The organism is Desulfatiferula olefinivorans, from assembly GCF_054657895.1.
This window is the reverse complement of record NZ_BAAHXV010000019.1, coordinates 1-25,353: the sequence shown is the minus strand read 5'-3', so window position 1 is coordinate 25,353 and position 25,353 is coordinate 1. Positions and strand designations below refer to the sequence as shown.

General features: G+C 60.1%; 23 protein-coding genes and 1 other RNA gene. 14 read left to right on the top strand and 10 right to left on the bottom strand.

Features of this window, described 5'->3' with window-relative positions; translation table 11 throughout:
* Positions 1 to 136 precede the first annotated feature (136 nt).
* From ACYQ11_RS13745 to ACYQ11_RS13735, 3 genes are all read right to left on the bottom strand, one after another.
* Positions 137 to 1,126, bottom strand: coding sequence for an HDOD domain-containing protein (locus ACYQ11_RS13745; RefSeq protein WP_459924372.1), 990 nt, complete (start codon positions 1,124 to 1,126; stop codon positions 137 to 139).
* 193 nt (positions 1,127 to 1,319) lie between these two features.
* Entirely contained in the window at positions 1,320 to 2,807 is a 1,488-nt protein-coding gene (glpK, locus tag ACYQ11_RS13740) for a glycerol kinase GlpK (RefSeq protein WP_459924371.1), read from the bottom strand.
* 21 nt (positions 2,808 to 2,828) lie between these two features.
* Positions 2,829 to 3,779 (bottom strand): alpha/beta hydrolase, encoded by a 951-nt coding sequence (locus ACYQ11_RS13735; RefSeq protein WP_459924370.1) that lies wholly within the window; start codon positions 3,777 to 3,779, stop codon positions 2,829 to 2,831.
* Between the two features lie 351 nt (positions 3,780 to 4,130).
* Between ACYQ11_RS13735 and ACYQ11_RS13730 the strand changes: the two genes are divergently transcribed.
* A complete protein-coding gene (locus ACYQ11_RS13730) occupies positions 4,131 to 4,598 on the top strand; it encodes a response regulator (RefSeq protein WP_459924369.1) in 468 nt (155 codons plus the stop codon).
* A gap of 7 nt (positions 4,599 to 4,605) precedes the next feature.
* Here the strand turns inward: ACYQ11_RS13730 and proC are convergent, their stop codons facing one another.
* Complete coding sequence (proC, locus tag ACYQ11_RS13725) at positions 4,606 to 5,448, bottom strand: pyrroline-5-carboxylate reductase (RefSeq protein ID WP_459924368.1); 843 nt, start codon at positions 5,446 to 5,448, stop codon at positions 4,606 to 4,608.
* Positions 5,449 to 5,690: 242 nt separating this feature from the next.
* Here proC and ACYQ11_RS13720 point away from each other — a divergent pair, with 242 nt between their 5' ends.
* From ACYQ11_RS13720 to ACYQ11_RS13695, 6 genes are all read left to right on the top strand, one after another.
* Positions 5,691 to 5,990 carry a YggT family protein gene (locus tag ACYQ11_RS13720; RefSeq protein WP_459924367.1) on the top strand — a complete coding sequence of 100 codons (300 nt, stop codon included), beginning with the start codon at positions 5,691 to 5,693 and terminating at the stop codon, positions 5,988 to 5,990.
* Between the two features lie 11 nt (positions 5,991 to 6,001).
* Positions 6,002 to 6,508 (top strand): DivIVA domain-containing protein, encoded by a 507-nt coding sequence (locus tag ACYQ11_RS13715; protein WP_459924366.1) that lies wholly within the window; start codon positions 6,002 to 6,004, stop codon positions 6,506 to 6,508.
* Positions 6,509 to 6,732: 224 nt separating this feature from the next.
* Positions 6,733 to 7,815, top strand: a complete 1,083-nt coding sequence (locus ACYQ11_RS13710; RefSeq protein ID WP_459924365.1) for a type IV pilus twitching motility protein PilT — start codon at positions 6,733 to 6,735, stop codon at positions 7,813 to 7,815.
* 24 nt (positions 7,816 to 7,839) lie between these two features.
* Positions 7,840 to 9,009, top strand: a complete 1,170-nt coding sequence (locus ACYQ11_RS13705) for a type IV pilus twitching motility protein PilT (protein ID WP_459924364.1) — start codon at positions 7,840 to 7,842, stop codon at positions 9,007 to 9,009.
* Positions 9,010 to 9,058: 49 nt separating this feature from the next.
* Positions 9,059 to 9,808, top strand: coding sequence for a zinc-ribbon domain-containing protein (locus tag ACYQ11_RS13700; RefSeq protein ID WP_459924363.1), 750 nt, complete (start codon positions 9,059 to 9,061; stop codon positions 9,806 to 9,808).
* A gap of 11 nt (positions 9,809 to 9,819) precedes the next feature.
* A complete protein-coding gene (locus tag ACYQ11_RS13695; RefSeq protein ID WP_459924362.1) occupies positions 9,820 to 9,987 on the top strand; it encodes a hypothetical protein in 168 nt (55 codons plus the stop codon).
* Between the two features lie 91 nt (positions 9,988 to 10,078).
* Here ACYQ11_RS13695 and ACYQ11_RS13690 read toward each other — a convergent pair whose 3' ends face one another.
* The 6 genes from ACYQ11_RS13690 to tilS all read right to left on the bottom strand — a co-directional run bounded on the left by ACYQ11_RS13690 (position 10,079) and on the right by tilS (position 17,921).
* On the bottom strand, positions 10,079 to 12,130 hold the full coding sequence (locus ACYQ11_RS13690) for a hypothetical protein (RefSeq protein WP_459924361.1): 2,052 nt from the start codon (positions 12,128 to 12,130) through the stop codon (positions 10,079 to 10,081).
* A 140-nt stretch (positions 12,131 to 12,270) separates the two neighbouring features.
* Positions 12,271 to 13,044 (bottom strand): type III pantothenate kinase, encoded by a 774-nt coding sequence (locus ACYQ11_RS13685; RefSeq protein ID WP_459924360.1) that lies wholly within the window; start codon positions 13,042 to 13,044, stop codon positions 12,271 to 12,273.
* 6 nt (positions 13,045 to 13,050) lie between these two features.
* On the bottom strand, positions 13,051 to 13,971 hold the full coding sequence (locus ACYQ11_RS13680; RefSeq protein WP_459924359.1) for a CdaR family protein: 921 nt from the start codon (positions 13,969 to 13,971) through the stop codon (positions 13,051 to 13,053).
* 19 nt (positions 13,972 to 13,990) lie between these two features.
* Positions 13,991 to 14,848, bottom strand: coding sequence for a dihydropteroate synthase (folP, locus tag ACYQ11_RS13675; RefSeq protein WP_459924358.1), 858 nt, complete (start codon positions 14,846 to 14,848; stop codon positions 13,991 to 13,993).
* Positions 14,841 to 16,709 (bottom strand): ATP-dependent zinc metalloprotease FtsH, encoded by a 1,869-nt coding sequence (gene ftsH, locus ACYQ11_RS13670; RefSeq protein WP_459924357.1) that lies wholly within the window; start codon positions 16,707 to 16,709, stop codon positions 14,841 to 14,843. The genes folP and ftsH overlap by 8 nt, the downstream gene beginning before the upstream one ends.
* A gap of 99 nt (positions 16,710 to 16,808) precedes the next feature.
* Positions 16,809 to 17,921 (bottom strand): tRNA lysidine(34) synthetase TilS, encoded by a 1,113-nt coding sequence (gene tilS / locus ACYQ11_RS13665; protein WP_459924356.1) that lies wholly within the window; start codon positions 17,919 to 17,921, stop codon positions 16,809 to 16,811.
* Positions 17,922 to 18,078: 157 nt separating this feature from the next.
* Between tilS and ffs the strand changes: the two genes are divergently transcribed.
* The 7 genes from ffs (at position 18,079) to ACYQ11_RS13630 (ending at position 25,187) form a co-directional block, all read left to right on the top strand.
* Positions 18,079 to 18,177: signal recognition particle sRNA small type (ffs, locus tag ACYQ11_RS13660), an RNA gene on the top strand.
* A 203-nt stretch (positions 18,178 to 18,380) separates the two neighbouring features.
* Positions 18,381 to 19,040, top strand: coding sequence for a nucleotide exchange factor GrpE (grpE, locus tag ACYQ11_RS13655; RefSeq protein ID WP_459924355.1), 660 nt, complete (start codon positions 18,381 to 18,383; stop codon positions 19,038 to 19,040).
* Positions 19,041 to 19,112: 72 nt separating this feature from the next.
* Complete coding sequence (dnaK, locus tag ACYQ11_RS13650) at positions 19,113 to 21,032, top strand: molecular chaperone DnaK (RefSeq protein WP_459924354.1); 1,920 nt, start codon at positions 19,113 to 19,115, stop codon at positions 21,030 to 21,032.
* Positions 21,033 to 21,134: 102 nt separating this feature from the next.
* Positions 21,135 to 21,929 carry a TatD family hydrolase gene (locus ACYQ11_RS13645; RefSeq protein WP_459924353.1) on the top strand — a complete coding sequence of 265 codons (795 nt, stop codon included), beginning with the start codon at positions 21,135 to 21,137 and terminating at the stop codon, positions 21,927 to 21,929.
* Positions 21,926 to 22,684: a tRNA threonylcarbamoyladenosine dehydratase gene (locus ACYQ11_RS13640; RefSeq protein WP_459924352.1), complete on the top strand. Its 759-nt coding sequence runs from the start codon at positions 21,926 to 21,928 to the stop codon at positions 22,682 to 22,684. The genes ACYQ11_RS13645 and ACYQ11_RS13640 overlap by 4 nt, the downstream gene beginning before the upstream one ends.
* Entirely contained in the window at positions 22,674 to 23,738 is a 1,065-nt protein-coding gene (locus ACYQ11_RS13635; protein ID WP_459924351.1) for a DUF294 nucleotidyltransferase-like domain-containing protein, read from the top strand. The genes ACYQ11_RS13640 and ACYQ11_RS13635 overlap by 11 nt, the downstream gene beginning before the upstream one ends.
* A 549-nt stretch (positions 23,739 to 24,287) precedes the next feature.
* The gene (locus ACYQ11_RS13630; protein WP_459924350.1) at positions 24,288 to 25,187 is read left to right on the top strand and encodes a protein kinase; all 900 of its coding nucleotides are present in this window, start codon (positions 24,288 to 24,290) and stop codon (positions 25,185 to 25,187) included.
* Positions 25,188 to 25,353 lie beyond the last annotated feature (166 nt).

The window sequence follows — 25,353 nt, the reverse complement described above, 5'->3', positions numbered from 1 at the left end:
GGGGAGACGCAATGTCTCTTTCCGGATGTCGGCTTTTTTATTTTCGCAGACCTGGGGCCGGTTGGCGGGTAGGCAGCGTTTTGCCTTGTGTTGCCCGTAGAAGATGGGCAAAGCGCAGTGTGCCCGTCAATGACCGTTACCCCATCGTCGCCATGATATGCTCCACCGATTCGGTGACCGTGGTTTTCAGGGAGGCCCATTCCTCGTCGGACAGGCCGATGGATGCAAGGGCGGCGGGGTCGCGGGTGTAGTTGCGTTCAAGGGCGTCCTCGTTGGCCAGGGTGTCGGCGGCGTGGAGGATGTGGGTCAGGGGGTCGTCGCCGGACAGGGCCGGATCGTGATGGAAGCGGATGGCGTGAATCTGGGCCGGAGGCAGTTTCCATTTTTTGAAAAATTCCGCGGCGATCAGGCCGTGGTCAAAGCCGAAGACCCGGCGTTCGGCCTCCTGGAGGGTCGCGCCCTGATCCAGCAGGCCATCGAAAACCGCTTTCCCCTTGGCCACATGGTCATCTAAAATCACCATGCCCGAGTCGTGGATCAGCCCGGCGTTGAAGGCGTCGTGGATCAGGGCCGGATATTTTTTTTCGGCGATGAGCTTGGCCCCGATGGCCACGGACAGGGAATGCTTCCAGACCTCCCGGGCCTCGATGCCGTAGCCGGTCAGGGATTTGCCCATCATTTTGGAGGTGCTGACCACGGTGATCAGTTCCATCAGGGTCTGGAACCCCAGAAGGGCGGACGCCTGCTGAACCGAGGATACCGGCGTCCGCAGGCCGTAGTAGGCCGAGTTGGCCAGTTTGAGCACCCGGGTGGCCATGGCCTGGTCCGTGGCCAGCACGTCGCCGACCTCCTTGAACCCGGCGTTTTCGTTCGACAGCACCTCGTTGGCCTTGGCGATGATCTGGGGCATGGGGGGCAGGGCCCTGGAATTCTTGATAATGTCCTTCATCAGCGCCTCGCCGTCGGGCGTGGGGTCCGGTGAAACAGGACTTAAGGCGGCGGGTTTGCGCACGGTGATGACGGCGCCGCAGGCCGGGCAGGGCAGGGAGACATCTTTATCCGCCGGTATTTTTTCGTCGGGGAGCGAATAGTTTTTCTGACAACCGGGGCATTGGACTTTAATCACGATCACACCTCACAAATGGGTAAGACGTCCCACGGTGACGGTGGGGCGCACGGGATTCAGAACTCGATTGAAGGCCCTTTTCTCCGGACAGGGTCCATGGGCAAAAGGCTTCATCATATATCGTCCGGATACCGAAAACATTGAATGAAAAATCACACTTTTTCCGTGAAGCGTCAACGGGCCTCAGGATGTCTCACGCCCAGGCTTTGGCTTTTTCCACGGCCTTTTCCCACTGTTTGTAAAGCTTTTCGGCGGCTTCGTAGGCCATGGCCGGTTCGAATCGCCGTTCCAGTTGCCATGAATTTTCCACCTCGTCGGTGCCCCGGTACAGCCCGACGCCCAGTCCGGCCAAATAGGCGGCGCCCAGGGCCGTGGTCTCGAACACATGGGGCCGGTCCACGGTGGTCTGGAGGATGTCGGCCTGGAACTGCATGAGAAAGTTGTTGGCCACGGCCCCGCCGTCCACCCGCAGGCCGCGAAGATCCATCCGTGCGTCGGCCAGCATGGCCTTCACAATGTCGTTGGTCTGGTAGGCCATGGATTCCAGGGCCGCCCGGACGATGTGATACCGGTTGGTTCCCCGGGTCATGCCGGTGATGGTGCCCCGGGCGTACATGTCCCAGTGGGGCGCGCCCAGGCCCACAAAGGCGGGAACCAGGTAGACGCCGCCGGTGTCCGCCACCGTGAGGGCGAAGGCCTCGGACTGGGCCGCATTCGTGATCAGCCCCATTTCATCCCTCAGCCACTGGATCACGGCCCCCGAGATGAAGGCGCTGCCTTCGAGGGCGTAGAAGACCTTGCCGTCCAGACCCCAGGCCAGGGTGGTCAGCAGGCCGTTCTGGGAATTGACGGCCTTTTCCCCGGTGTTCATCAGAAGAAAGGACCCGGTGCCGAAGGTGCATTTGGCCATGCCCGGATCGAAGCAGCACTGACCGAACAGGGCGGCCTGCTGGTCTCCGGCCACCCCCCTGATGGGGATTTCACGCCCGAAGAGATCGGTCCGGGTAAGGCCGAAGTCCCCCGACGAGGGACGGACCTCGGGCAGCATCGAGGACGGGATGGTCAGGGCGTCCAGAAGATCCGCATCCCAGGCAAGCCGGTGGATGTTGTACATCATGGTCCGGGAGGCGTTGGAATAATCGGTGGCGTGAACCTTGCCGCCGGTGAGGTTCCAGATGATCCAGGAATCCACGGTGCCGAACAGCAGATCGCCGGCCTCGGCCCGTTTTCGGAGGCCCGGCAGGTGTTTGAGCATCCATCTTACCTTGGTGCCTGAAAAATAGGCGTCGAGCACCAGACCCGTTTTACGGCGGACCACCTGGTCAAGCCCTTCTTTTTCAAACCGCTTGCAGGTGTCGGCGGTGCGTCGGCACTGCCAGACGATGGCGTTGTATACCGGTTCGCCCGTATGGCGGTCCCAGACCAGGGTGGTTTCCCGCTGGTTGGTGATGCCGATGGCGGCGATGTCGGCCGGGGCGATTCCGGCCGTCTCGATGACCTTTCGGGCCACGTCGATCTGACTCTCCCAGATTTCCATGGGATCGTGTTCGACCCAGCCGGGCTGGGGATAGATCTGGCGGAATTCTTTGCCTTCCCGGGCGACAACACGTCCGTCGGGTGAAAAGACGATGGCTTTGGAACTGGTGGTGCCCTGGTCGAGGGCCAGAAGATACTGGGTCATGAATGATGATGTCCGTCTAAGCTAAGGGTTATGGAAAGCGGGCGTCTTATCCAGGTGTTTGATGATCCATCGGATCACATCATCGGCCACCTGGTCCCGGTTGATCTCGTTTAACATTTCATGGCGGCCCTCCTCGTAGAACCGGAGGGTGAGGTCCGTCACCCCGGCGCGCTGATAGGCGTCGTGAACCTTACGGACGCCCCGGGTGTTGCCGCCTACGGGATCCAGGGCGCCGGAGAACAGATAGATGGGCAGATCTTTCGGCGTCCGCTCGATGAGGGCCGTCCGGTTGACGGACAGCAGGCCGGCAATCAAGTCCGCGTAAAAACCCGCTTTGGCGATGAACCCGCACAAGGGGTCACGGATGTAGGCATCGACCTGATCGCTGTCCCGGCTCAGCCAGTCAAAGGGGGTTCTCTCCGGTCTGAACGCCTTGGCGTAGCTGCCGAAGGACAGGGTGTCCATCAGGGGGCTCGGGGACGTTGCGCCCTTGAGCAGAACCTGGAGGCGGGCGAGCAAAAGGCCCGCATGGCCCATAATCCCCGGATGCCCCGCCGTTCCGGAAAGGATGGCGCCGCTCAGGATGTCGCCGAACCGGGCGATGAAGTCGCGGCTGAGAAAGGAACCCATGGAGTGGCCGAACAGAAACAGGGGCCGTCCGGGATGCTCGTTCAGGATGATGTCGCTCAAGGTTTTCATGTCGTCGACCACCCGGTTCCATCCGTCGGACTCGGAGAAGAAGCCCAGGCGTTTTTCGTCTTCACCGGCCGTCAGGCCATGCCCGCGGTGGTCGTTGGCATAGACGGCGAATCCATGGGCCGTCAGGTTTTCGGCGAACCAGGCGTAGCGTCCGGAGTGCTCGGCCATGCCGTGGGCGATCTGGACCGCGCCGCGTACGGGCCGATCTGCGGGCAGTAGGCGTCTGTAGATGATGTCAAGGCCGTCTGCGGCCTGGAAAGAAAGAGTGTCCACGCGTTATTCGTCTCCATATGATGGTAAGGATGACCGGGCTTTTGCACCGGAAAAGGATCATTACCTGGGGTTAGGCGGTTTAAAAAACGTAGCAGGATCAGCCGTGTCTTTGCAAGATAAATTTCGCCTAAACCTCAAGGATCAACAGGGAAAATCGCCTGGCGTCGAATCACGGCTTACGGGATTCTATCCCGCCCATCGAAACCGGCCGCAGGGCCATGGGATATGCGTTTGCCCCGGCCCTGCGGGAAAGGCCGGTTGAAGTCGCCGAAATCCTGTGATATAGTCGTTTTCACCATCATAAACGTCTGTCCGTTGTTTACCGATTACCCGAAAAGCCAAGAGGTCGCCATGTCGAAGGGACTGGATGTGATCATCGTGGATGACGATGCCGAGGTTCTTGAGATCACCGCCGGAATCGTCAACCGGTTTTATGTCTGGGGGGATGTGTACGTGTTCACGAGTGCCGATGAAGCCCTGGAGTATTGTCGTCTCAGGGACACGGGGATCGCCGTGTTCATCGTGGATGTATTTATCGGCGACCGGACGGGGTTTATCTTTCTTGATGCCCTGGCCGATACCTATCCGTCGATCTATGAGGACACGGTGATGATGACCGGAGACGCCAGCGACGACGTGGTCAACGCCTGTGTGGCCTCGGGCATTCATCATCTTCTCGAAAAGCCGGTGCGGGCCTACGCCTTGCAACTGGCCGTGCGGGCCATTGCCTCAAGGTACATTTCCTTCTCGCGGCGACTGTTGAAAAACCCCGATTTCGCCGGGCTGGTGGCCGGTCTTGAAACGCCGGAACCCGCCTGACCGGGTATCAGGCAGACAGTTCCTTCGATCGTCGGGCGGCGGCGGACACGGCGCGGACAATGCTTTCCCGGAACCCCGACTCGGAAAGGGACCGGAGGGCCGCCTCGGTGGTGCCGCCGGGGGACGTGACCTTTTTCCGAAGAATTTCCGGTGAGTCGGAGCTGTTCTCGAGCAGTTTCGCCGCTCCCTTCATGGTCTGAACCGACAGGGTCAGGGCCGAGGAGTAACTGAGCCCCAAGGCCGTACCGGCTTCGACCATGGCCTCAATCATGTGGAAAAAATACGCCGGTCCCGACCCGGACACGGCCGTGACGGCGTCCATCTGCTCTTCGGTCACAGACACCGCCCGTCCCATGGATTCGAGAATGGTCCGGGTCGTGTCCGCATCGCCCGGCCGGGCCTGATCGTTCATGCAAAAACCGGACATGCCTTCGAGAACCAGGCAGGGCGTGTTGGGCATGACCCGGACGATGGGCAGCCCGGCCCGGCCGTCCGTGTCCAGGTTTTGGTAGAGGGCCGATTCGATGCGGGCCAGGGAGATACCCGCCGCGACGGAGATGATCAGTGTCCGGCCCGTCGGCAGACAGGCCCTCAACTGGTCCAGAACCCCGGGCATCACCTGGGGCTTGACCGACAGGACCACGATGTCCGCGGTATCGACCACCTCCGGCATGCTCAGGTCCGTCCGGATGGTGTAGGCCCGCTTGAGAGCCGAAAGCCGTTCGGCGTTGACATCGACGGCCATCAGGTCTGACGGGGTGACGGTTCCCGAAGCGATCAGGGCGCCGATCATGGCCTCGGCCATGTTGCCCGCTCCGATGAAACCGATGCGCGCGTCCAGTGTCTTCATGTCTGACCTCCAGAGTGTTTGGGGGATGTTTCAAATGACATCATTTATGATCCGGACGGTTCAAAGTCAATGCTTTTTTAAGCGAAATGCCTTGACTTGAGGGAGGGATATACCTTATTTTTAGGCATCGTTTACGCACAGTCATGACGTGGGGAGAAGAACCGGGCCGGGGGATTTCCCCTGATTTTATCCGCGATACCGAACCCGTGAGCCCGTCAATCCAATAGAGGTATTTTTTTACTATGTCGATTCTGGGAAACCTGTTGAACGCCGTGGCCATCGTTCTGAACATGGGCCTTTCACTTTACATGTGGATCATCATCGCCCGGGCGGTACTGTCCTGGGTCAATCCCGATCCGTACAACCCCATCGTCCGGTTTATTTACAATATCACCGAGCCGGTACTCCGGGCCGTCCGGTCGAAAATTCCCGGGATCGAAGGCATCGATATCTCGCCGATCATCGTGATTTTCGGCATTTATTTTCTTCAGGCCTTTGTGGTCAAAAGCCTCTTTGACGTGGCCCGCACCCTCATGTACTAGGCCGTGATGTGATGAAGAACACCAACAAACTGACCCCCCTCGAGATTCATCAGCAGCGGTTTACCGTAAGGTTCAGGGGTTACCATACCGTGGAAGTGGACGAATTCCTCGATCAGGTGTCCGAAACCCTGGAAATCATGATCGGCGAGGCCGAGGATTATCGTGAAACCATTCGAAGGCTGACCCGGGAGAACCAGGACTATCGCTCCAGGGAGGAATCGTACAAGCGGGTGATGCTCAATTCCCAGAAGGTGCTCGAACAGATGACGGACAACGCACGGAAATCCTCGGAACTGATTGTGGCCCAGGCCGAGGTGGATGCCGATGCCATCATTCAAAGCGCCCACCGGAAGCTCTCCCAGATGCACGACGAAATAAACGAACTGAAGCGTCAGGAGGTTCAGTTCCGCGCCCAGATGAAAGCCGTGATCGAATCCCACGCCCAGCTGCTCGAATTATCCCAGGTGTCGCTGGACGAGACACGGGACGAGACCGTTCGGCAGATCGATTACGATTGACGGGCAAGGATGATGGCCTCGAAAAAATCAGGTTTTAGACGGCTTTGTAAAACGTTCGAGTTCAAGGCGTACCTGGCGTACGCCTCAGTGACGAGGGATGAAGCGAAAGCGCAGAAATCGGACGTTTTACGACGCCGTCGGGGATGATACCGTCGGCTGCGCATCTTTTCGTGCGACGGCCGACTCGGCAGGATAATGAACGGGACGATTAGCAGGAGAGACCCATGGCAAAGATAGATGCGTTTTTCAAGTTGATGCATGACCAGGGAGCGTCCGATCTGCATCTTAACGCCGGCCAGCCGCCGGCCCTCCGGATCGACGGGCAGATCGAGCGCGTCAAGTACAAGGTGCTGGACAACAATTCCCTCAAGGGGATGCTCTATGAAATCGCTCCGGAAAACAAGATCAAGGTGTTCGAGGAAACCGGCGACGTGGATTTCGGGTATGAAATCCCCGGCCTGGCCCGGTACAGGGCAAACTTCTTTCAGCAGAAAAACGGCGTCGGCGCCGTGTTCCGGGAGATCCCCAGCACCATCCAGACCGCCGAACAGCTGGGCCTGCCCAACGTGGTGTCCCGTCTGGCCTCCCTGCCCCGGGGGCTGGTGCTGGTGACCGGGCCCACGGGAAGCGGCAAGTCCACGACCCTCGCCGCCATTCTCGATGTGGCCAACCGGACCCGGCGGGATCATATCATCACCATCGAAGACCCCATCGAGTTCGTGCACGAAAGCCGGGGCTGTCTGGTCAACCACCGGGAAGTGGGCTTCCACACCAAATCCTTTTCCGCCGCCCTCCGGGGGGCTCTGCGTGAAGACCCGGACATCATCCTGGTCGGCGAGCTTCGGGACCAGGAGACCATCGCTCTGGCCATCGAGGCGGCCAACACCGGCCATCTGGTGCTGGCCACCCTGCACACCTCCAGCGCCCCGAAAACCGTGGACCGTCTGATCGAAGTCTTTCCGGCCAACCAGCAGGCCCAGGTCCGGTCCACCCTGGCCGACGGTATCCGCGCCGTTATTTCCCAGACCCTGTTCAAGCGCAAGGACCAGCGGGGACGTTGCGCCGGTCTGGAAATCATGATTGCCACCCCGGCGGTCCGCAACCTGATCCGGGAAGGCAAATCCCACCAGATCCCCTCGGCCATCCAGGTGGGCCAGAAATACGGCATGCAGCTGATGGACGACTCGATCATGGACCTGCACAACAAGGGCTGGATTTCGTCGGAAGACGCTTACGCCAAGGCCTATGACAAACAGAAATTCCGTGCGCTGATGTCCGGAGCGCCCCAGGATTTCACGGACGCCTGATAACCAAAGGGAGCGTGAGAGCTCATGAGAAAACAGGAAATCGATTATATTCTGGCCCGGATGCTGGATTCCTACAACAACGTGTCCGACCTGAACCTCACCGTGGGCAAGCCGTTGCAGGTGGAGAGCTCGGGTAAACTGGTTCCGGTGGACATCGAACCTGAAATCAAGGAGCTGACCCCCTTCCAGACCGAGGTGTTCGCCCTGAACCTTATCGGCCAGGACCGGCGTCTGACCGAGATCCTGATCCGGTCGGGTTCCTGCGATCTGTCCTATAGCCTGCCGGGCAAGGCACGGTTCCGTGTGAACATCTTCTCCCAGTCGGGCAATTATTCCATCGTGCTCCGGCGCCTGGAAACCACCATTCCTTCCATCCGGGAACTGAACCTGCCCAAGGCCTTTGAGGAAATTCCCCGGACCCTGAACGGCATCGTGTTCGTCACCGGCGCCACCGGTACCGGCAAGACCACCTCCCTGGCCGCCGTGCTGGCGGAGATCAACGCCACCCGGCCGGAGCACGTGATCACCCTGGAAGATCCCATTGAATACGTGCATCCTCATAAAATGGCCACCTTCAACCAGCGGGAACTGGGCAGTGACTTCGAGAGTTTCGCCAGCGGCCTGCGGGCGGCCCTCCGCCAGGCCCCCAAGGTCATTCTGGTCGGTGAAATGCGTGACAAGGAAACCGTCGAGATCGGCCTTCGGGCCGCCGAAACCGGCCATCTGGTGCTGACCACCCTGCACACCAACAACGCCGGGCAGACCATCAACCGTATCCTGGGTATGTTCGACCCCGACGAAGAACGCCAGCTGCGCATCCGCCTGGCCGACTCGGTGCGCTGGATCATCTGTCAGCGACTGCTGCCGAAGATCGGCGGCGGCCGGGTGGCGGCCTTCGAGATTCTCGGCACCAGCCTGCGGGTCAAGGACATCATCCTCAACGGGGAAGTGAACGAGAATACCTACGAAAGCTGTATGGACGCGGGCAAGGCCTTCGGCATGACCACCTTTGACAACTACATCATCCAGCTTTACGAACAGGGGCTGATCACCCATGAAACGGCCATCACCTACGCCAGCCACAAAGCCGTGGTCGGTCGGGGTATCGACTCGGTCAAGAGTTCACGCGGGGAGAAGACCACGGACATCGAGGCCCTGGAAATCGACCACGGGTACAACAAGTCGTTCAAGTAGTCCCCATCGTGATGGCCCGTAAGACGGGCCGTGAGGAGAAGGCAAAACCATGAAAGTGATGTGCGACAAATGCCAGGGCCGGTACAACGTGCCCGACGAGAAACTGCCCGAAGGAAAGCCGTTCGGTTTTACCTGTCCCAAATGCAAGAACCGGATCACCGTGGTCCGGCCCAAGGACGAGCCCAGGGACGAGGACATCGTTTTTTCCCTGGCCGATGAGGAACCCCGGCCCAAGGCCGCCGCCCGACCGGCCAAGGGGGTGCCCATGACCTTTGACGAGGAGGATTCGTCCAAGCCGTCGATTTCTTTTGCCGAAGACGAGTCGGACTACGATTCGTCAGAAAAACCCTTCGATTTCGTGGAAGAGGATTACGAGACGGCCCTGATCTGCGAGACGGACCCGGGCATCCGGGAGAAGATCAAAATCGCCCTGGAACTGATGGAATACAGCATCACCATGGCGGAAAACACCCGGGACGCCCTGAAAAACATGCGCTACCACACCTATGACCTGATCGTGCTCAACGAGAGGTTCGATACGGCCAACCCCGATGTGAACGGCATCCTGATCTACCTGAACCGCCTGGTTATGGCCGAGCGGCGTCGGATTACCCTGTTTCTGCTGACCGACCGCTACCGTACCATGGATACCATGGAAGCCTTTCACCGCAGCGCCAATGTGGTGGTCAACGTCAAGGACATCGACAAAATCGATACCATCCTCCAGAAGGGGCTCAACGACACGACGGTGTTCTACAAGATTTTCAAGGAGTATCTGGTCCAGGCCGGGAAAATATAAAAGAAGGGGGCATGATGGCCGGCGCGAAAAGTTCGACCTACACATGCAGCGACTACCGTGAGGAGATGATTCTTTTAGGGCTGCAGAGACGATTGAACCGGGGGAACCTGACCGAGCAGGAAAAAAAGGACATCCTCAAGGAAATCGAGGCCGTTGAAAAACAGATGGGGCTGAGATAGCCAAAGGTCCGCGGTGAACGGGCCCGTGATTCATTAAACGCCGACCCGGGGGTTCGTTTCCCGGTCGGCGTTTTTTTTATGGGCTGATGGGTCAGGGGGCAGCCCGGACGAACACCTCGGTTCCGCCGGTGCGCGAGGCCGGAACGGTCAGGTCCAGAACGGTCCCGTCTGCCGCAATGGCGTCCACCTGGAACTCGAACCGGCCCTGTGCCGCCTCGATCAGTCCCACCGTCAGGATGATGGCATCGGCACCTTCGCCGATCTGGGTGCTCAAGCCGAACCCGTTGCCGCTCGGGGCCATATCCGCGAAAACGTTTTCAAACGTCAGGGACAGGGGTTCACCGGTGCAGTCGATGCCGGTGACAATGTCGAGGCTTCCTTCGGCGGAGACGAAAACTCGGTCGTCGGCCACCCGTTTGTGCAGGGTCACCGAGAGATCCAGATCTCCGTCGACGATCATCTGGGTGTTGGGGGGGGATGAGCAGCCCAGCATATGATAGGGCGCGGCCAGGGCCGTAAAGGTGCCGCCCGAGAAGCCCGGCCCGCCGTCCTGCCGGGTCAGTTCCAGGCCGTCGAACCGTATCCGCGTCAGACGGTCCGCACTGGAAAGCGAAAGGGAACACCGGTAGACGCCGGAGCTGTCGCGATCGACCCTAAGGGTGACCGGGGCATTGTCGCTGGTCAGAAAGCCTAAGGCATCGGTCTTGTCCACCTGTGCCGTCGCATCGATACGCAACGCGTCGTCGGTGACGGGATCCGTTGGGGTTCCATGGAAAACGACGGAATAGGACGGTGCCCAGGCGGGCGTGACCTCCATCGGCAGGAACAGTTCCCCCACGGCATGGGGCGGACCGTCGGGCGTCGGGGTGAGGGTCAGCGAGAACTGAATCAGACCGAAGGGGGCCTGAACCAGGTCCGTGGTGTCTCCGGCGGTGACGGCATGGGTGATGTATCGGGTCGTCCCCCCTGCGAGCACGAACCGTGCTCCGGAAAACGAGGCCTTAGCGTCGGAGGAGTCCAGCCGGGAAAGGGGCTGGATCAGGGTGCTCCGTGTGCCCAGGGCGTCAACAATCAGACGCATCTCACCGGTGTAGCGTGCGGCCTCACGCTGGGCCGGATTGTTCTGCGCGTCCCGGTAGGATTCCGTGACGACGGTTTTGGTGACGGTCAGCGTCAGGTGATAGTCCGTTGAGACCAAGGCGCCTGAAAGATCGGGGATATCGGGGAGGGTCCCCGAGGTCCGGAGCATCAGGGTCCGGTGTTCGTCGCTGTAGAGAACGGCCGTATCGACCAGGGCCAGGGAAAGAGGCGTCCGGTTGGGCGACAGTTCCTCCGGAAGATCAAGGGTCAACGCGGCCATGGGATTCAGGGCGTCGGTGTTGACGGTCAGGGTCAGGAGGTCGGCGCCCGGAACGGCGGAGATTTCGGTCTGGTCACTGTACTGTCTGCGGGGAAATCCGATGACGATCCCCGGGCTTTCCTTTTTCCAGGTGCTGTCGCAGAAGGACACGGGGGCGGCTGCACTGGTACGGAACACCTCGACATCAAAGGTGCAGCGGATGTCGAGGCCGGGGGCGTCGAACAGAACACGGCAGAGGTACATGCCGGCGGACGACCGGGTGATGGTCAGGGTCATGTCGACGGCGGTCCGGATCAGGCTGCCCGATCCGTTGGTGAGGGCGGCAACGGTGGATCCGGTGACGGTCAACCCGTTTTCGTCCACGGTCACCGGGGCGCCTGCGATCGAAAATGCAATGGGGTGTCCGGTGACGGACATGGGCGATTCGAGGGTGACGGCGACATCCCCCCGGATCCGATTGTCCTGCTCGACAAGGCTCAGGCTGACGGCGACATCCTCGTTGTCGCCTGTGCGGATCCGGGATGTCTGATCTCCGGTGATGGACGTAAAGGTGGCGCTCTGGGAATCGGAAAGGAGCCCGGTAACGGTGTTCCAATGCTCCAGGGTCAGAGCGTCGCCGGCCCCCGGGTCGGCCTCGGCGTCCTTGGCCGGTGTGTCACGCAGGGCCTCGTCGTTGTCCGCATCGATTTCCCCGCATCCGGGAAGGGCGGCCAGAACAAAAAACAGAAAAAGGACAAGGCCGATCAGGCCGGAAACAAGGGATTTGGGCTGTGCGGATGTCACGTGTCATCCTCCGTCTGGTGCCGGATTGCATCGGTTGATAGGATGGATTGCCCGAACACAAATTGATCGGGTGTACAATATATCCGTATGCATACCCCAAAGCGAGGGTCTTGTCAAACCGTAAGACACATCGGCCCGGCTCAGGCCGTCAGGTGCTCGTGGATGATGCGGAGGCCGAAAAGGGTCAGGGCCCCGTCGACCTCGTCGATGCTTTCGGACACGTCTTTCATCAGGGGGGCCAGTCCGCCGGTGGCCAGGACCAGGGGGGTGTCGTCCATGGCCGCCCGGAGCCGTGCCACCATGCCGTCCACCAGACCGGCGTAACCGAAGATGATGCCGGATTTCATGCTGCCGGCCGTATCCTTGCCGATCACCTGGTCCGGCGGCGAGAAGATCTCCACCCGGGGCAGTTTGGAGGCATTCTGGAACAGGGCGTCGGCGGCGATCATGATGCCCGGGGAAATGGCGCCGCCCAGGTATTCGCCGTTTTTCGAAATGACATCGAAGGTGGTGGCGGTGCCGAAATCCACGACGATCAGGGCCGTCTTAAACCGCTGATACGCGGCGATGGCGTTGACGATGCGGTCGGCGCCCACCTCCGCCGGGTTGTTGTAGCGGATGGGCATGATGGACCCCACGGTGGCGGCATCGACCCAGATCGGCGTGCGGTTCAGGTATTTGAGGCAGAAGGTGTTCAGAATCATCATCATCCGGGGCACCACGCAGGCGATGATGATACCCGTGAACGTTTCGGCCGAAAGCCCTCTCTCGTGGAACAGGCTGCTGACCAGGACGTTCAGCTCGTCTTCGGTCATGTTTTTGTCGGACCTTATCCGCCAGTGGTGAACCAGCGTCTTATCGTCGAACACCCCAAGAACCGTGTTGGTGTTGCCCACATCGATGACCAGAAGCATACCGCGTTAACCTTTCTCGTTGATGGTAAGGGTGAACAATTCCGGCTTCACCGAGATCAGGGTGAAATCCACGGGAAGACGAATGGCGGCACGGCGAACGTAAACCCCGGGTTTTAGGTCCTCCGTGTCGATGGATAGTCGGATGTCGGCGTTGATGTCAAGGGATTTGAACCGGTTTTCAGGCCCGCTGATTTCGAGGGTCGCCCGGGCGGGATGGGCCGTGGCCCAGGGGCCGGGCAGGGTCAGGGGGACGTCGATGATCTTGACCGCCATGATGTCGGCAATGGAAATCAGGGCGGTCACGGGGCCCGGGGGCAAAATTTGGGTTTCCGGGGAATCCTGATCGAACACCGCCTCTTTTTTGCAGGATTCGGTCAGGCCGCCGATATCCACCGGTTTGGTCCGGAGGCGGTCAAGGCCGTCGACCAGACCCGCCGGGCCGGTGACGGTCACCGACGGAGGCAGGGCCAGGATTCCCGCCAGGCGGTACCCTTTGGCCGGTGCGCCGCTGAAGGGAATGTCCACGGTCAGGGTCCGGGTGATTTTTCGATCCAGCGTGACCACGATCTCCGGGGGGATGGCTTCGTGGGCCCGGATTCCCGGAGGCAGGACAACCTGATCCGGTGATACGGCGATCCGGTTGTCGCCTTCCACGGCCGTGTCCAGGTTCAGGGTGATCGAGGCCGATGCAGGCCCCTCTAAGTGTTTGGGCTTTCCGGTAACCCGGATGTCGACGGTGCGGGTGCTCGCCGATGAGACGATCAGGTCCCCGGCCGGAAGGGTGAAGCCGACGGCGACACGGATCAGGGCCTCCTGGTCCCGGTCTGTGGCCGGATGCATGGCGCGATAGCCGAATACCCCGGCCGCAAGGATCAGGGCCGGAATCAGGAGTCGGATGGCGCGTGTCGGAAAAGCGGCTGGTTTCATGGACCGTCGTCAGCCTGAATCAGGATTGTTTCAGGGCGTCAATGATTTTTACGGTGGCCCGGGTTGCGGCCACGTCATGGACCCGGACGATATGGGCCCCTGCAAGAATGGAGGCCGATACCGTGGCCTGGGTTCCGATTTCGATGTCATGGGCCGTGGCCGGTTTGTCATCCGTGGCCAGTGTATTCCGGATGAAGGCCTTCCGCGAGGAGCCGACCAAAAGGGGAACACCCAGGGAGGCGAAGGCATCCAGATGTTTGAGCAGGGTGAAGTTGTGGGCGACGGTTTTCCCGAATCCGATACCGATGTCCGCGATGATCATTGACCGGTCAATACCCTGATCAACGGCGCGCTCGACGGCGGCGGCCAGGTAATCTTTGATTTCCCGGACCGGATCCTCATAACGGGGGTCCGTCTGCATGGTTTTCGGGGTCCCCTTCATGTGCATCAGCACCACCGGGACCCTGGATTCGGCCACCACCCGGGCCATGTCCGGGTCCATGGTCATGGCCGATATGTCGTTGACAATGGCGGCGCCGGCCTCAATGGCCCGGCGGGCCACCTCGGCCTTGTATGTGTCGATGGAAATGGGCACGGGGACGTTCCGGGACAGATGCTCAATCACCGGAATGACCCGGTCCAGCTCTTCGGAAAGCGAGACGGTCTCGGAAAAGGGGCGGGTGGATTCCCCGCCGATGTCGATGATGTCGGCCCCCTCTTCGACCATCTCAAGTGCCCGTGACACGGCCCGGCTGGTTTTGAAGAACCGGCCGCCGTCGGAAAAGGAATCGGGCGTGACGTTCAGAATGCCCATGATGCAGGTCGACGGGCCGAGTCTGAGGGTGTGGTTTCTGAACGACAGGCGGTAATCAGTCATCGGTTCGTGATTCCTCCGCCTCCGGTGCGATGACTTCCCCGATCTCATCCCGGACCGACGGCAGGGTGATGCCGGGCCGCATGGCAAGGATCAGCTCGTCCAGCTCGGCTCCCGAAATGGTTTCCTTTTCAAGAAGAAGGGTGGTGAGCCGGTGAAGGATATCCACGTTGTCGGTCAGAATCTGTTTGGCCGTGTCGTAGCCGTGGGCGATGAAGGCCGACACTTCCTGGTCGATCAGCCGGGCCGTTTCCTCGGAATAATCCCGGTGCTGGGAGATTTCCCGGCCCAGGAAGACCTGGTCGTTGCTCAGGGAGTAGGACAGGGGGCCCAGTTTCTTGCTCATGCCCCAGTCCCGGATCATCTTGTTGGCCAGTTCCGTGGCCTTTTTAATGTCGTTGGAGGCGCCGGTGCTCAGGCGGTTGTAGATGATCTCTTCGGCCACCCGGCCTCCCAGCAGGACCGCCAGACGGCTTAGAAGCTGTTCCTTGAAGCTGAAATCACGCTCTTCGGGAAGGAACCAGGTGACGCCGGCGGCCCGTCCCCGGGGGATGATGGTGATCTTGTTGACCGCGTCCGTGTCGGGCAGGAACCGTGCCACCAGGGCATGACCGCCCTCATGGTAGGCCGTGTTCTTCCGGTCTTCCTCCCGGACCACCTTGGACTTGCGTTCGAGGCCCATGAACACCTTGTCCTTGGCGTCCTCGAAATCCACCATGCGCAGTTTGTCCTGGTTGCGCTTGGCCGCCAGAAGCGCCGCCTCGTTGACCATGTTTTCCAGATCCGCACCGGAGAAGCCCGGGGTGCCCTTGGCCAGGGTCAGCACGTCCACATCGCTGTCGAGGGGTGTTTTTTTCATGTGGACCCGGAGAATTCCCTCGCGGCCCTTGATGTCGGGCAGGTCCACCACCACCTGGCGGTCGAACCGGCCGGGCCGGAGCAGGGCGGGGTCCAGGACATCGGGGCGGTTGGTGGCGGAGATCAGGATCACGCCCTCGTTGCTTTCAAACCCGTCCATTTCGACCAGCAGCTGGTTCAGGGTCTGTTCCCGCTCGTCATGGCCGCCGCCGAGTCCGGCGCCGCGCTGGCGACCCACGGCGTCGATTTCATCGATGAACACGATGCAGGGGGCGTTTTTTTTGGCCTGGGCGAACAGGTCCCGGACCCGGGAGGCACCCACGCCGACAAACATTTCCACGAAATCCGAGCCGCTGATGGTGAAAAACGGAACCTCGGCTTCGCCGGCGATGGCCCGGGCCAAAAGGGTCTTGCCGGTTCCGGGGGAGCCCACCAGAAGGACGCCCTTGGGGATGCGCCCGCCCAGCCGGGTGAACTTCTTGGGATCACGGAGGAATTCCACCACCTCGGCCAGTTCGTTCTTGGCCTCTTCCACGCCGGCCACGTCGTCGAAGGTGACCCGGGCCTTGTCGTCGGACAGAAGCCGGGCCCGGCTCTTGCCGAAGGACATGGCCTTGCCGCCGCCTCCGCTCTGCATCTGCCTCATGAAGAAAATCCAGACGCCGATCAGGATGATCATGGGCAGCCAGGACACGATAATCTCGAACCAGGGCGACTCGGCGGGGGGTTTTTCCTCGATTTCGATGTTGTGCCGCTTGAGGGTCGGGATCAGTTCGGGGTCATCGGGGGCGTAGACCCGGTAGTGGGTCTGGGTGGCGTCCACCGCATGGAGGTTCCGGGACTGGATGGTGACCTTGAGGATTTCGTTCTTTTCGATCTTGGTCAGAAATTCCGTGTAGTTGATCGGTTTTTCAATGCCCTGGGCAGGGTTGAAAATATTGTACAGCACGATCATCATCAGGACGATGACGATCCACAGGGATAGATTCTTGTAAAAGGGGTTCAACGGAAAGCACCTCCAAAATGCGTTGTGTCAACCTGTCCGGTCCATGGCGTCGTTTCGTAGTCGTTTGCCCCATCCCGGGGGAAATCGAATTATACCATATTAACCATCATCGCCTGTTTCGCAAGCAAAAGTTCCATTTTCAGAACTTTTTCCGGGCGGCTCAAGCCCATCGAAGGGGCGTGTCTGCCGCAGGGACCGGTTCTCCTGTTTGACGGTCAGGACGCCGCGGCGGCGGAGAATCCGGACCCGGCCGGGCAGATCCAGGCTTTTCCGCTCTCCGTCCGGCGTGATGAGACCTGCGGCCGCGTCGATATGAACCAGCCCCATGCCGTTCACGTTGCCCTTGACGGCCTCGATGGCCCGCCTTACAATCCGCCGCCTGGCCGCCGGGGGCAGACGGATCAGTCCCGGCAGATCCAGGTCCAGGCTATCGTTCGTCCGGCCAAGGACCAGGCCCTGGAACAGGGGTTCGATGAGCGAGGCCATCCAGGCCTCGTCGTCTTGGATGATCCGGGCGGTTCTCACCAGGGTCCGGCTGAATCCCTTTTGATAGCGGGCCTCGATCTCGGGCAGCAGGTCCAGGCGGACCCGGTTCCGAAGAAAGGCCCGGTCCTGGTTGGAGCCGTCTTCCCGGAAGGCCAGGCCCCGGGCGTCTAAGTGGGTTAAGATGTCGGAGCGGGTCAGGTCCAGGAGGGGACGGATCAGACGGCCGTCCGCGCTGAGGGGCGCCATGCCGGAGAGCCCCGAGGGTCCGCTGCCCCGCATCAGGTTCATCAGGACCAGCTCGGCGTTGTCCGAGGCGTGGTGGGCCGTGGCGATCCGCTGATAACCGTGCCGGTCCGCCGTTTCGAACAGAAATTCGTAACGGACCGTTCTTGCCGCCTCTTCCAGGGACAGCTTGTGCGTCTGCCGGAAGGCCGCCACATCCCTTTTTTCCCCGAAAAACGGAAGCTCGTGCCGGCGGGCCAGTTCCCGGACAAACAGAAGGTCGGCTTCGGACTCGGGGCCCCGCAGGGCGTGGTTCAGGTGAGCGACCCCCAGGGTCAGCGAGAAGGCCCCTCGAACGGCGAGCATCAGATCCAGCAGAACCACCGAATCGGCGCCGCCGGATACGGCGAGCAACACCGTGTCGAAGGGCCGCAGCAGGCCGCGACCATCGATGGTCCGGCGAAACCGGTCGGCCAGGGCCTGTGGCGAAGGAGGTCGTTTCATGTACGGGGTTATATCACCGATTATATCCCGCTTCAAGCGCACGATCGGCGATTCGCCGGAGGGCGGTGCGGACCTCCGGGCGTATTTTTTCATGAAATTTTCTTGAAAAAAGAATTGTTTAAGACTATAACGGGTCCGCCTGACCGTGCTGTCCGTTATCCGGCCGCCGCGCAACAGACACCCCCGAACCTTGTCAGGTCCGGAAGGAAGCAGCAATAAGGGGAGATGGCTGTGTCGTGGATCGATCCCGGGTATCGGCGGTGCGGTCAGGTTTTTTTTTAATTCCGCCTTGCCCTTCTTGACATCGTTTCAATCGGTCTTATTTTCTGTCACAAATCGCATTGCCGGTGGCCCTTGGCAATGTTTTCCATGTGATTACAGATAGTTTTAAATGCCCCGCGCATGATTTAGACATGAGAGATATCAATGCCGTTTTTGACGGCGGTGCAGGAGTGATCATTGTCAAAAAAACAGGAAAAGGCAGAGAAGAACGATAGCGCACGGGACGAGGAACAGATTCCCGAGCAGGCGGCGGGGGCCGCTTCGGCAGAAGGCGACGGCCCCGCGGACGGCGTTTTGGAAACGGATCCGGTCAAAGCCCTTGAACTGAAGCTCCAGCTGGCCGAACAGGCGGCGGCCCAGTCCCACGAACGGTTGCTGCGGGCGTCCGCCGAGTACGACAACTTCAAGAAACGGGCCCAGCGCGAAGCCGAAGAATTCAGGAAATTCGCCAATGAAACCCTGATCAAGGAACTGCTGCCGGTCATCGACAACCTCGAGCGGGCCGTGGAATCGTCCGGCACGGCCAAAGACGGCGGCAACGGCATTGTTCAGGGCGTGGAAATGACGCTCAGGGAAATCTACAAGATCCTGGAACGGTTTAATCTCAAGGCCCTGGATTCCGAAGGAAAGCCCTTCGATCCGAATTTTCACCAGGCCGTGCTTCAGGAAGAAAGCGAGGAGCATCCCGAGAACACCGTTCTGAAGGAAATGCAGAAAGGGTATCTGCTCCATGACCGGCTGATCCGTCCGGCCATGGTGGTGGTGGCCAAGGCGCCGATCAAGGAAAATGACAGTCAGCCTTCCGTTCAGGCATCCGCCGACCAGACTGACGACTGATATTAACGCACAGGATTACAAACACAACGATGCCCGCCTATACGGCTGACCAGGCAGGCAGGGAGGATGAACATGGGCAAGGTAATAGGAATTGATTTGGGTACGACCAATTCATGTGTCGCGATTATGGAAGGCGGCGATGCCAAGGTGATCACCAACCAGGAAGGCGGGCGCACCACGCCGTCGATCGTGGCCATCTCCGAAAGCGGTGAACGCCTGGTGGGACAGATCGCCAAGCGTCAGGCCATCACCAACCCCGAGAACACGGTGTTCGGCGTCAAGCGTCTGATCGGTCGGAAATTCGACTCCAAGGAAGTCCAGAACGACATCAAGATTCTGCCCTACAAGATTCAGAAAGCCGACAACGGGGACGTCCGGGTGAACATTCGCGGCAAGGCCCACAGCCCGGCGGAGATTTCCTCGTTCATTCTGGCCAACATCAAGAAAACCGCCGAAGCCTATCTGGGTGAAGAGGTGACCGACGCCGTCATCACCGTTCCGGCCTATTTCAACGACAGTCAGCGCCAGGCCACCAAAGACGCGGGCAAGATCGCGGGCCTCAACGTGCTGCGCATCATCAACGAGCCCACGGCGGCATCCCTGGCCTATGGTCTTGATAAAAAATCCGAAGAGAAAATCGCCGTGTTCGACTTAGGCGGCGGAACCTTCGACGTGTCGGTTCTGGAGATCGGCGAAGGGGTGTTCGAGGTGAAATCGACCAACGGCGACACCCATCTGGGAGGCGAAGACTTCGATCTGCGCATCATCGATTTTCTGGCCACCGAGTTCAAGAAGGATCAGGGCATCGATCTTCGGAACGACAAGATGGCCCTCCAGCGCCTCAAGGAAGGGGCTGAAAAGGCCAAGATGGAACTGTCCACGGCCCTTGAAACCGATATCAACCTGCCGTTTATCACCGCCGACGCCGGCGGCCCCAAACATCTGAACATCAAGCTGACACGCGCCAAGCTCGAATCGCTGGTGGCCGACCTGCTTGACAAGCTGACGGCACCCTGCACCACGGCCCTCAAAGACGCCGGTCTGTCGGCCGGGCAGATCGACGAGGTCATTCTGGTCGGCGGCATGACCCGCATGCCCGCGGTTCAGGACCGGGTCCGGAAGATTTTCGGCAAGGAACCCCACAAGGGCGTGAATCCCGACGAGGTGGTGGCCCTGGGCGCCGCCATCCAGGGCGGCGTCCTCAAGGGGGACGTGAACGACGTCCTGCTGCTGGATGTCACCCCGCTGTCTCTGGGCATCGAAACCCTGGGCGGCGTCATGACCAAGCTCATCGAAAAGAACACCACCATCCCCACCCGCAAAAGCCAGATTTTCTCCACGGCGGCGGACAACCAGCCCGCCGTGTCCATCCACGTGCTTCAGGGTGAGCGGGAAATGGTGGCCGGGAACAAGACCCTGGGCCGGTTCGACCTGGCGGACATCCCCCCGGCACCCCGGGGCATTCCCCAGATCGAGGTGACCTTTGATATCGACTCCAACGGCATTGTCCACGTTTCGGCCAAAGACAAGGCCACGGGCAAGGAACAGTCCATCCGGATCACCAGCGACAGCGGCCTGACCGAGGAAGAAATCCAGAAGATGATCAAGGACGCCGAGATGCACGCCGAGGAAGACAAAAAGCAGCGTCAGTTGGTCGATGCCAAGAACACCGCCGACTCGTTGATCTATCAGACCGAAAAATCCATGAAGGATGTGGGCGAGGCCGTGGACGCCGAGACCAAATCCAAGGTGGAAAGCGCCATCACCGCCCTCAGGGCCGCCATGGAAACCACCGATGTGGAAAACATCAAGAAGCTGACCCAGGACCTGACCGAGGCGTCCCATAAAGTCGCCGAAGCCGCCTATCAGAAAGCGGCCCAGGAAGGTCAGGCCGGAGGCGCAGGCCCCGAAGGCGCCGCCGGTCCCTCGGCCCAGGCCCACGATGACGATGTGGTCGACGCCGATTTCGAGGAAGTCAAGGACGACAAATAAATCATTTTGATTTTCGTCATGATCGTACGCTAAGATAAACCCGCTGTTCCGATGAACAGCGGGTTTTTTCATGCTCGTGACGCTTAAAAAACGGAACCTCAAATGAAGCTGTTTGATGTCCATACCCATCTTCAGGACGAGCGCATCCGCGATCAGCGGCAGGCTCTCATCGATCGGGCCCGGCGGGCCGGGGTCGATAAAATCATGGTCTGCGGCCTCGAGGAGCGGGACTGGGACGATGTGCTGGCCATGACTGCCGCCGATGCCTGTCTGGTTCCCGCCCTGGGCATACATCCCTGGTTTGTCGACGGGCGGAGCGACACCTGGGCTCTGACCCTTGCCGAGAAACTCGAAGCAGGCGGCGCAGCCGTCGGCGAGATCGGCCTGGATCGCATGATTTCCCACCGAAACGATGAGGATCAGGAACACGTGTTCGTCACCCAGCTGGATATCGCCCGGGATCTGGGCCGTCCGGTGAATATCCATTGCCGCAGTGCCTGGGGCCGGATGCTCGAGATCCTCAAAGGCCGGGGCGGACTGCCCCACGGGGGCGTGATTCACTCATGGTCCGGTTCGGCCGACATGGTCCGGGAATATGAACGCCTGGGGGCCAGTATTTCCTTTTCCGGGTCGGTGACCCGCCCGGACAACAAGAAAGTCCGCAAGGCCGTGTGCGCGGTCTCACGGGATCGGCTGGTGCTGGAAACGGACAGCCCGGACATCGTTCCCAGCGGCGTCGATGCGATGCTCAATGAACCGGCCTTTGTCCGGACGGTGCTTGGCGCCGTGGCCCGTCTGCGCGGCGAGACGGTGGATACCGTGGCGGCCGCTACCTGGGCCAATTCCGTCAGACTTTTTTCCGGTTGCCGGAATGTCATCGCTGAGGAGCCGTCATGACTTGGAACGACCGGACCCGTCTTTTGATCGGCGATGCGGGCATCGACCGGCTTGCCCGGGCCCGTGTGACCGTCTGCGGCCTGGGGGCCGTGGGATCCTTTGCCGTGGAGGCTCTGGCCCGGGCCGGGGTGGGCCATCTGCGGCTGGTCGATTACGATACCGTGGATCCGACCAACATCAACCGCCAGCTGTTCGCCCTCACCTCCACGGTGGGCATGAAGAAGACCCGGGTGGCCGAAGAACGGGTCCGGGACATCCATCCCGGCTGCCGGGTTGAGATCATCGATGCCCTGATCGACGAGCATTCTCGGCCCAGGATCATGGAGGGACCCATGGACGTCCTCGTCGACGCCATCGACAGTCTGTCGGCCAAGGTCTATCTGATCGCGGGCGCTTATCGGGCCGGTATCCCCGTGGTGTCGAGCATGGGGGCGGCCGGACGGCTTGACGCCAACGCCGTTGTCACGGCCGATCTGTCCGAAACCCATACCTGCCCCCTGGCCCGGTTCGTCAGGCGCAGGCTCCACCGACTGGGGATTTCAGGCGGGGTGCGCTGTGTGTTTTCAACGGAAACGGCGGTCAAAAAAGATGAGACCCGTCAACACCCCCACGACGGGAATCGGGTCGCCCCGGTTTTGGGCAGCATCTCTTACGTGACGGCTATCTTCGGACTCAAAGCCGCCTACGAGGTCATCGCCTGCCTGCTGGGAACGGAAGCCCGGCCCCCGACGACGGAGGCGGATCATGCCCCCTGACCGACTGTCTGCAGACGCATGGATATCGGCCCTTCAAACGGTTGATTCTGCGGAATCTCTCATCGCTCTCGGTGCGGGCATTCCCCTGATGCCCGCCGATCTCATAGACCGGGAACCGGACCCCGCGGCCGTGACCCGGCTGACCAGCCACATCAGCGACGCCGTCATCACGGCCTGCCTCAAGCTGGCCGCGGCCGAGCTGGGGCCTCCGCCCGCCGCCTTTTCCTTTCTGGTCTTCGGCAGCGTGGGGCGCCGGGAACAGACCTTGAAAACCGATCAGGACAACGCCCTTGTCTATGAGGATGTGCCGGAGTCCGAGGCGGCCGGGGCAAGAGACTATTTCCTTGCCCTGGGAAGGCGGGTCTGCACCCTGCTGCATCAGACGGGCTACACCTACTGCGACGGGGATAACATGGCCATGAATCCCCGTTATTGTCTCCCGTTGGGCCAGTGGAAGCGCCTGTTCTCCACATGGATCTGCTCGGCGGAAGCGGCGGATCTGCTCCGGGTCAATATTTTTTTCGATTTCAGGCCTGCCGGGGGGGAAGACCGTCCTGCGATGGCCCTTCGCCGCCATGTGAACGACATGCTGGCGGCAAACGACCGGTTCTTCCAGATCCTGGCCCGGAACATCCTCGGAATGACCTTGCCCGTGAGCTTTTTCGGCCGATTTATACTGGAGACCGAGGGGCCGCATCGGGGGTCCTTCAACATCAAGCACGCCATGATGCCCATCGTGGACATCGCCCGGATCTATGCCATGAAGCACGGCCTTGACACGACCAATACCCTGTCCCGCCTTGCGGAGCTTCAGGGCATGAGCATCATGAACGACATGGGACGCGATCTTGCCGTCGCCTACACCGATCTGATGCTCATACGGTTGACTGTCCAGGCCCGGGCCCAACGGTCCCGCACCGCCCTGGTGTCGAACCATGTCTACCCCAACAGCCTTTCCGCCGACGAGCAGAAACGGCTCAAGGACAGTTTTGCCAAAATCAAAACTTACCGGTCCAAACTCAGCCGTGATTTTATCGGCAGCGCCTCGATGTGACCCCGGTCTTCTCCGCAGGGCAATCGAATGTTTCGTGCCTTCTCCTGTGAGGACCGGCTCATGCCGTTCGCGATGGTGAGGTCAAGAAGTGGCATCCATTTTTCCTTCGTGCTTTTCGAGTCCTTCAGGGAGCGCAGCGACCGGGTGGTTGAATGGTTTGACCACGAAGCCCACGAAGAGCACGAAGGAAAAGAGCCGGGGCTCATTTCTGTCATGACAGGGGATGCCCACAGAAGCGTTGCCGTGCGACATGCCCCGGCATGTCCGGATTTACTCTTTGTGTCTCTGTGAGATCCCTGAAACCGGCTTCCCAGAAGGGTCGCCGGTCTTTTTGTTTTCTCACCAAGACACCAAGGCACAGAGAAAACAAGACCATGCCAGGGGCATGGTCCACGGCCTCAGGCTGTGTCACGCCAAGTTCATGTTCAGACGATTGCCCTGGTCTTGTCCGGGAAAGCGCTTGAATAATTCAGGCACATGCTTCATAGTAAAGGGCAGGTACGACGCGGCCCGGCCATCTTTCCTGAAACGACTTATCATGAGGCTCATGTGAGAGAACCACGCGTATTTACGGACACCGGGAATTTTTTTGCCATCGATTACGGCGACATCATCGAGGTCGAAGGACGGCGTTATCTGATCAAAGGGCACGAACGGGAGGAGAGGTTCGGCCTGGACGAGCCCAAGTTCTGGGTGAAGAAAGCCGTGGACATGGAGACCAATGAACGTAAAATCCTGAAGCTGGCGTTCTTCGAAACCTTTGAAACCAGCATCGGAGCCTTCCGCATCCCCTGTTTTCGCAATCCGGAAAAGGAGGGAATCGTCCTTTCCATCGTCGAAGGCCATCCCCATTTCATGCACGGTCATGCCTATCTGGACGCCAAGGGCAACAGCGTGCGGGTCATCGACATCGTGCCGGGAAAAAATCTGTATCGCTATCTCTCGGGCCTTGAGATGGATCACCGGGAGTACTTCTTCGAGGTCTTCCCCTCGGTCCTCGAAAATCTGATCAAGGCCTTCGAATCGCTGCGCGTGCTCCACATGAACGGCCTCCGGCACGGGGATGTGAGGAACGACCACATCATCATCGAGGAGGGGACGGGCAATTACGTGTGGATTGATTTCGACTACGATTACGAGTCCATGGAAAATCCCTTCAGTCTGGATATCATGGGCCTTGGCAACATCCTTCTTTATACCATCGGCAAGGGATTCCACAACATGCAGGAGGAGGATGAGAACGGCGAGCTGATCTACAAGGATCTGAGACAAATCGCCGTGCCCGAGGATTTTTCCATCCTCCACAAGTGGCGGTTTATGAACCTGAAAAAACTCTACCCCTACATCCCGAACGGCCTCAACGACATCCTGGCCCATTTTACCTTAGGGGCCAACATCTTCTACGAATCCGTCGACGAGGTGGTGGACGATCTGAAGAAGTTTATCTGACAAGCCGCTGTCCGGGTAAAAATAAAATCTGGTTATGCACTTCGCTCAAGTTGGAGGTGATTTTTCAATTGTTAAACCACCCGTTCGCGTTGCTCACTGAAGTGCACGAAGAGCACGAAGAAGTACGTAAATAGTGGGCTTTTCTTCGTGATCCTTCGTGTTCTTC

What these genes read in the sequence shown, in the direction of transcription:
- glpK (WP_459924371.1), bottom strand. Translation starts at nt 2,807, where the DNA reads ATGACCCAGTATCTTCTGGCCCTCGACCAGGGCACCACCAGTTCCAAA.
- ACYQ11_RS13730 (WP_459924369.1), top strand. Translation starts at nt 4,131, where the DNA reads ATGTCGAAGGGACTGGATGTGATCATCGTGGATGACGATGCCGAGGTT.
- proC (WP_459924368.1), bottom strand. Translation starts at nt 5,448, where the DNA reads ATGAAGACACTGGACGCGCGCATCGGTTTCATCGGAGCGGGCAACATG.
- ACYQ11_RS13720 (WP_459924367.1), top strand. Translation starts at nt 5,691, where the DNA reads ATGTCGATTCTGGGAAACCTGTTGAACGCCGTGGCCATCGTTCTGAAC.
- ACYQ11_RS13715 (WP_459924366.1), top strand. Translation starts at nt 6,002, where the DNA reads ATGAAGAACACCAACAAACTGACCCCCCTCGAGATTCATCAGCAGCGG.
- ACYQ11_RS13710 (WP_459924365.1), top strand. Translation starts at nt 6,733, where the DNA reads ATGGCAAAGATAGATGCGTTTTTCAAGTTGATGCATGACCAGGGAGCG.
- ACYQ11_RS13705 (WP_459924364.1), top strand. Translation starts at nt 7,840, where the DNA reads ATGAGAAAACAGGAAATCGATTATATTCTGGCCCGGATGCTGGATTCC.
- ACYQ11_RS13700 (WP_459924363.1), top strand. Translation starts at nt 9,059, where the DNA reads ATGAAAGTGATGTGCGACAAATGCCAGGGCCGGTACAACGTGCCCGAC.
- ACYQ11_RS13695 (WP_459924362.1), top strand. Translation starts at nt 9,820, where the DNA reads ATGATGGCCGGCGCGAAAAGTTCGACCTACACATGCAGCGACTACCGT.
- ACYQ11_RS13685 (WP_459924360.1), bottom strand. Translation starts at nt 13,044, where the DNA reads ATGCTTCTGGTCATCGATGTGGGCAACACCAACACGGTTCTTGGGGTG.
- ACYQ11_RS13680 (WP_459924359.1), bottom strand. Translation starts at nt 13,971, where the DNA reads ATGAAACCAGCCGCTTTTCCGACACGCGCCATCCGACTCCTGATTCCG.
- folP (WP_459924358.1), bottom strand. Translation starts at nt 14,848, where the DNA reads ATGACTGATTACCGCCTGTCGTTCAGAAACCACACCCTCAGACTCGGC.
- tilS (WP_459924356.1), bottom strand. Translation starts at nt 17,921, where the DNA reads ATGAAACGACCTCCTTCGCCACAGGCCCTGGCCGACCGGTTTCGCCGG.
- dnaK (WP_459924354.1), top strand. Translation starts at nt 19,113, where the DNA reads ATGGGCAAGGTAATAGGAATTGATTTGGGTACGACCAATTCATGTGTC.
- ACYQ11_RS13645 (WP_459924353.1), top strand. Translation starts at nt 21,135, where the DNA reads ATGAAGCTGTTTGATGTCCATACCCATCTTCAGGACGAGCGCATCCGC.
- ACYQ11_RS13640 (WP_459924352.1), top strand. Translation starts at nt 21,926, where the DNA reads ATGACTTGGAACGACCGGACCCGTCTTTTGATCGGCGATGCGGGCATC.
- ACYQ11_RS13635 (WP_459924351.1), top strand. Translation starts at nt 22,674, where the DNA reads ATGCCCCCTGACCGACTGTCTGCAGACGCATGGATATCGGCCCTTCAA.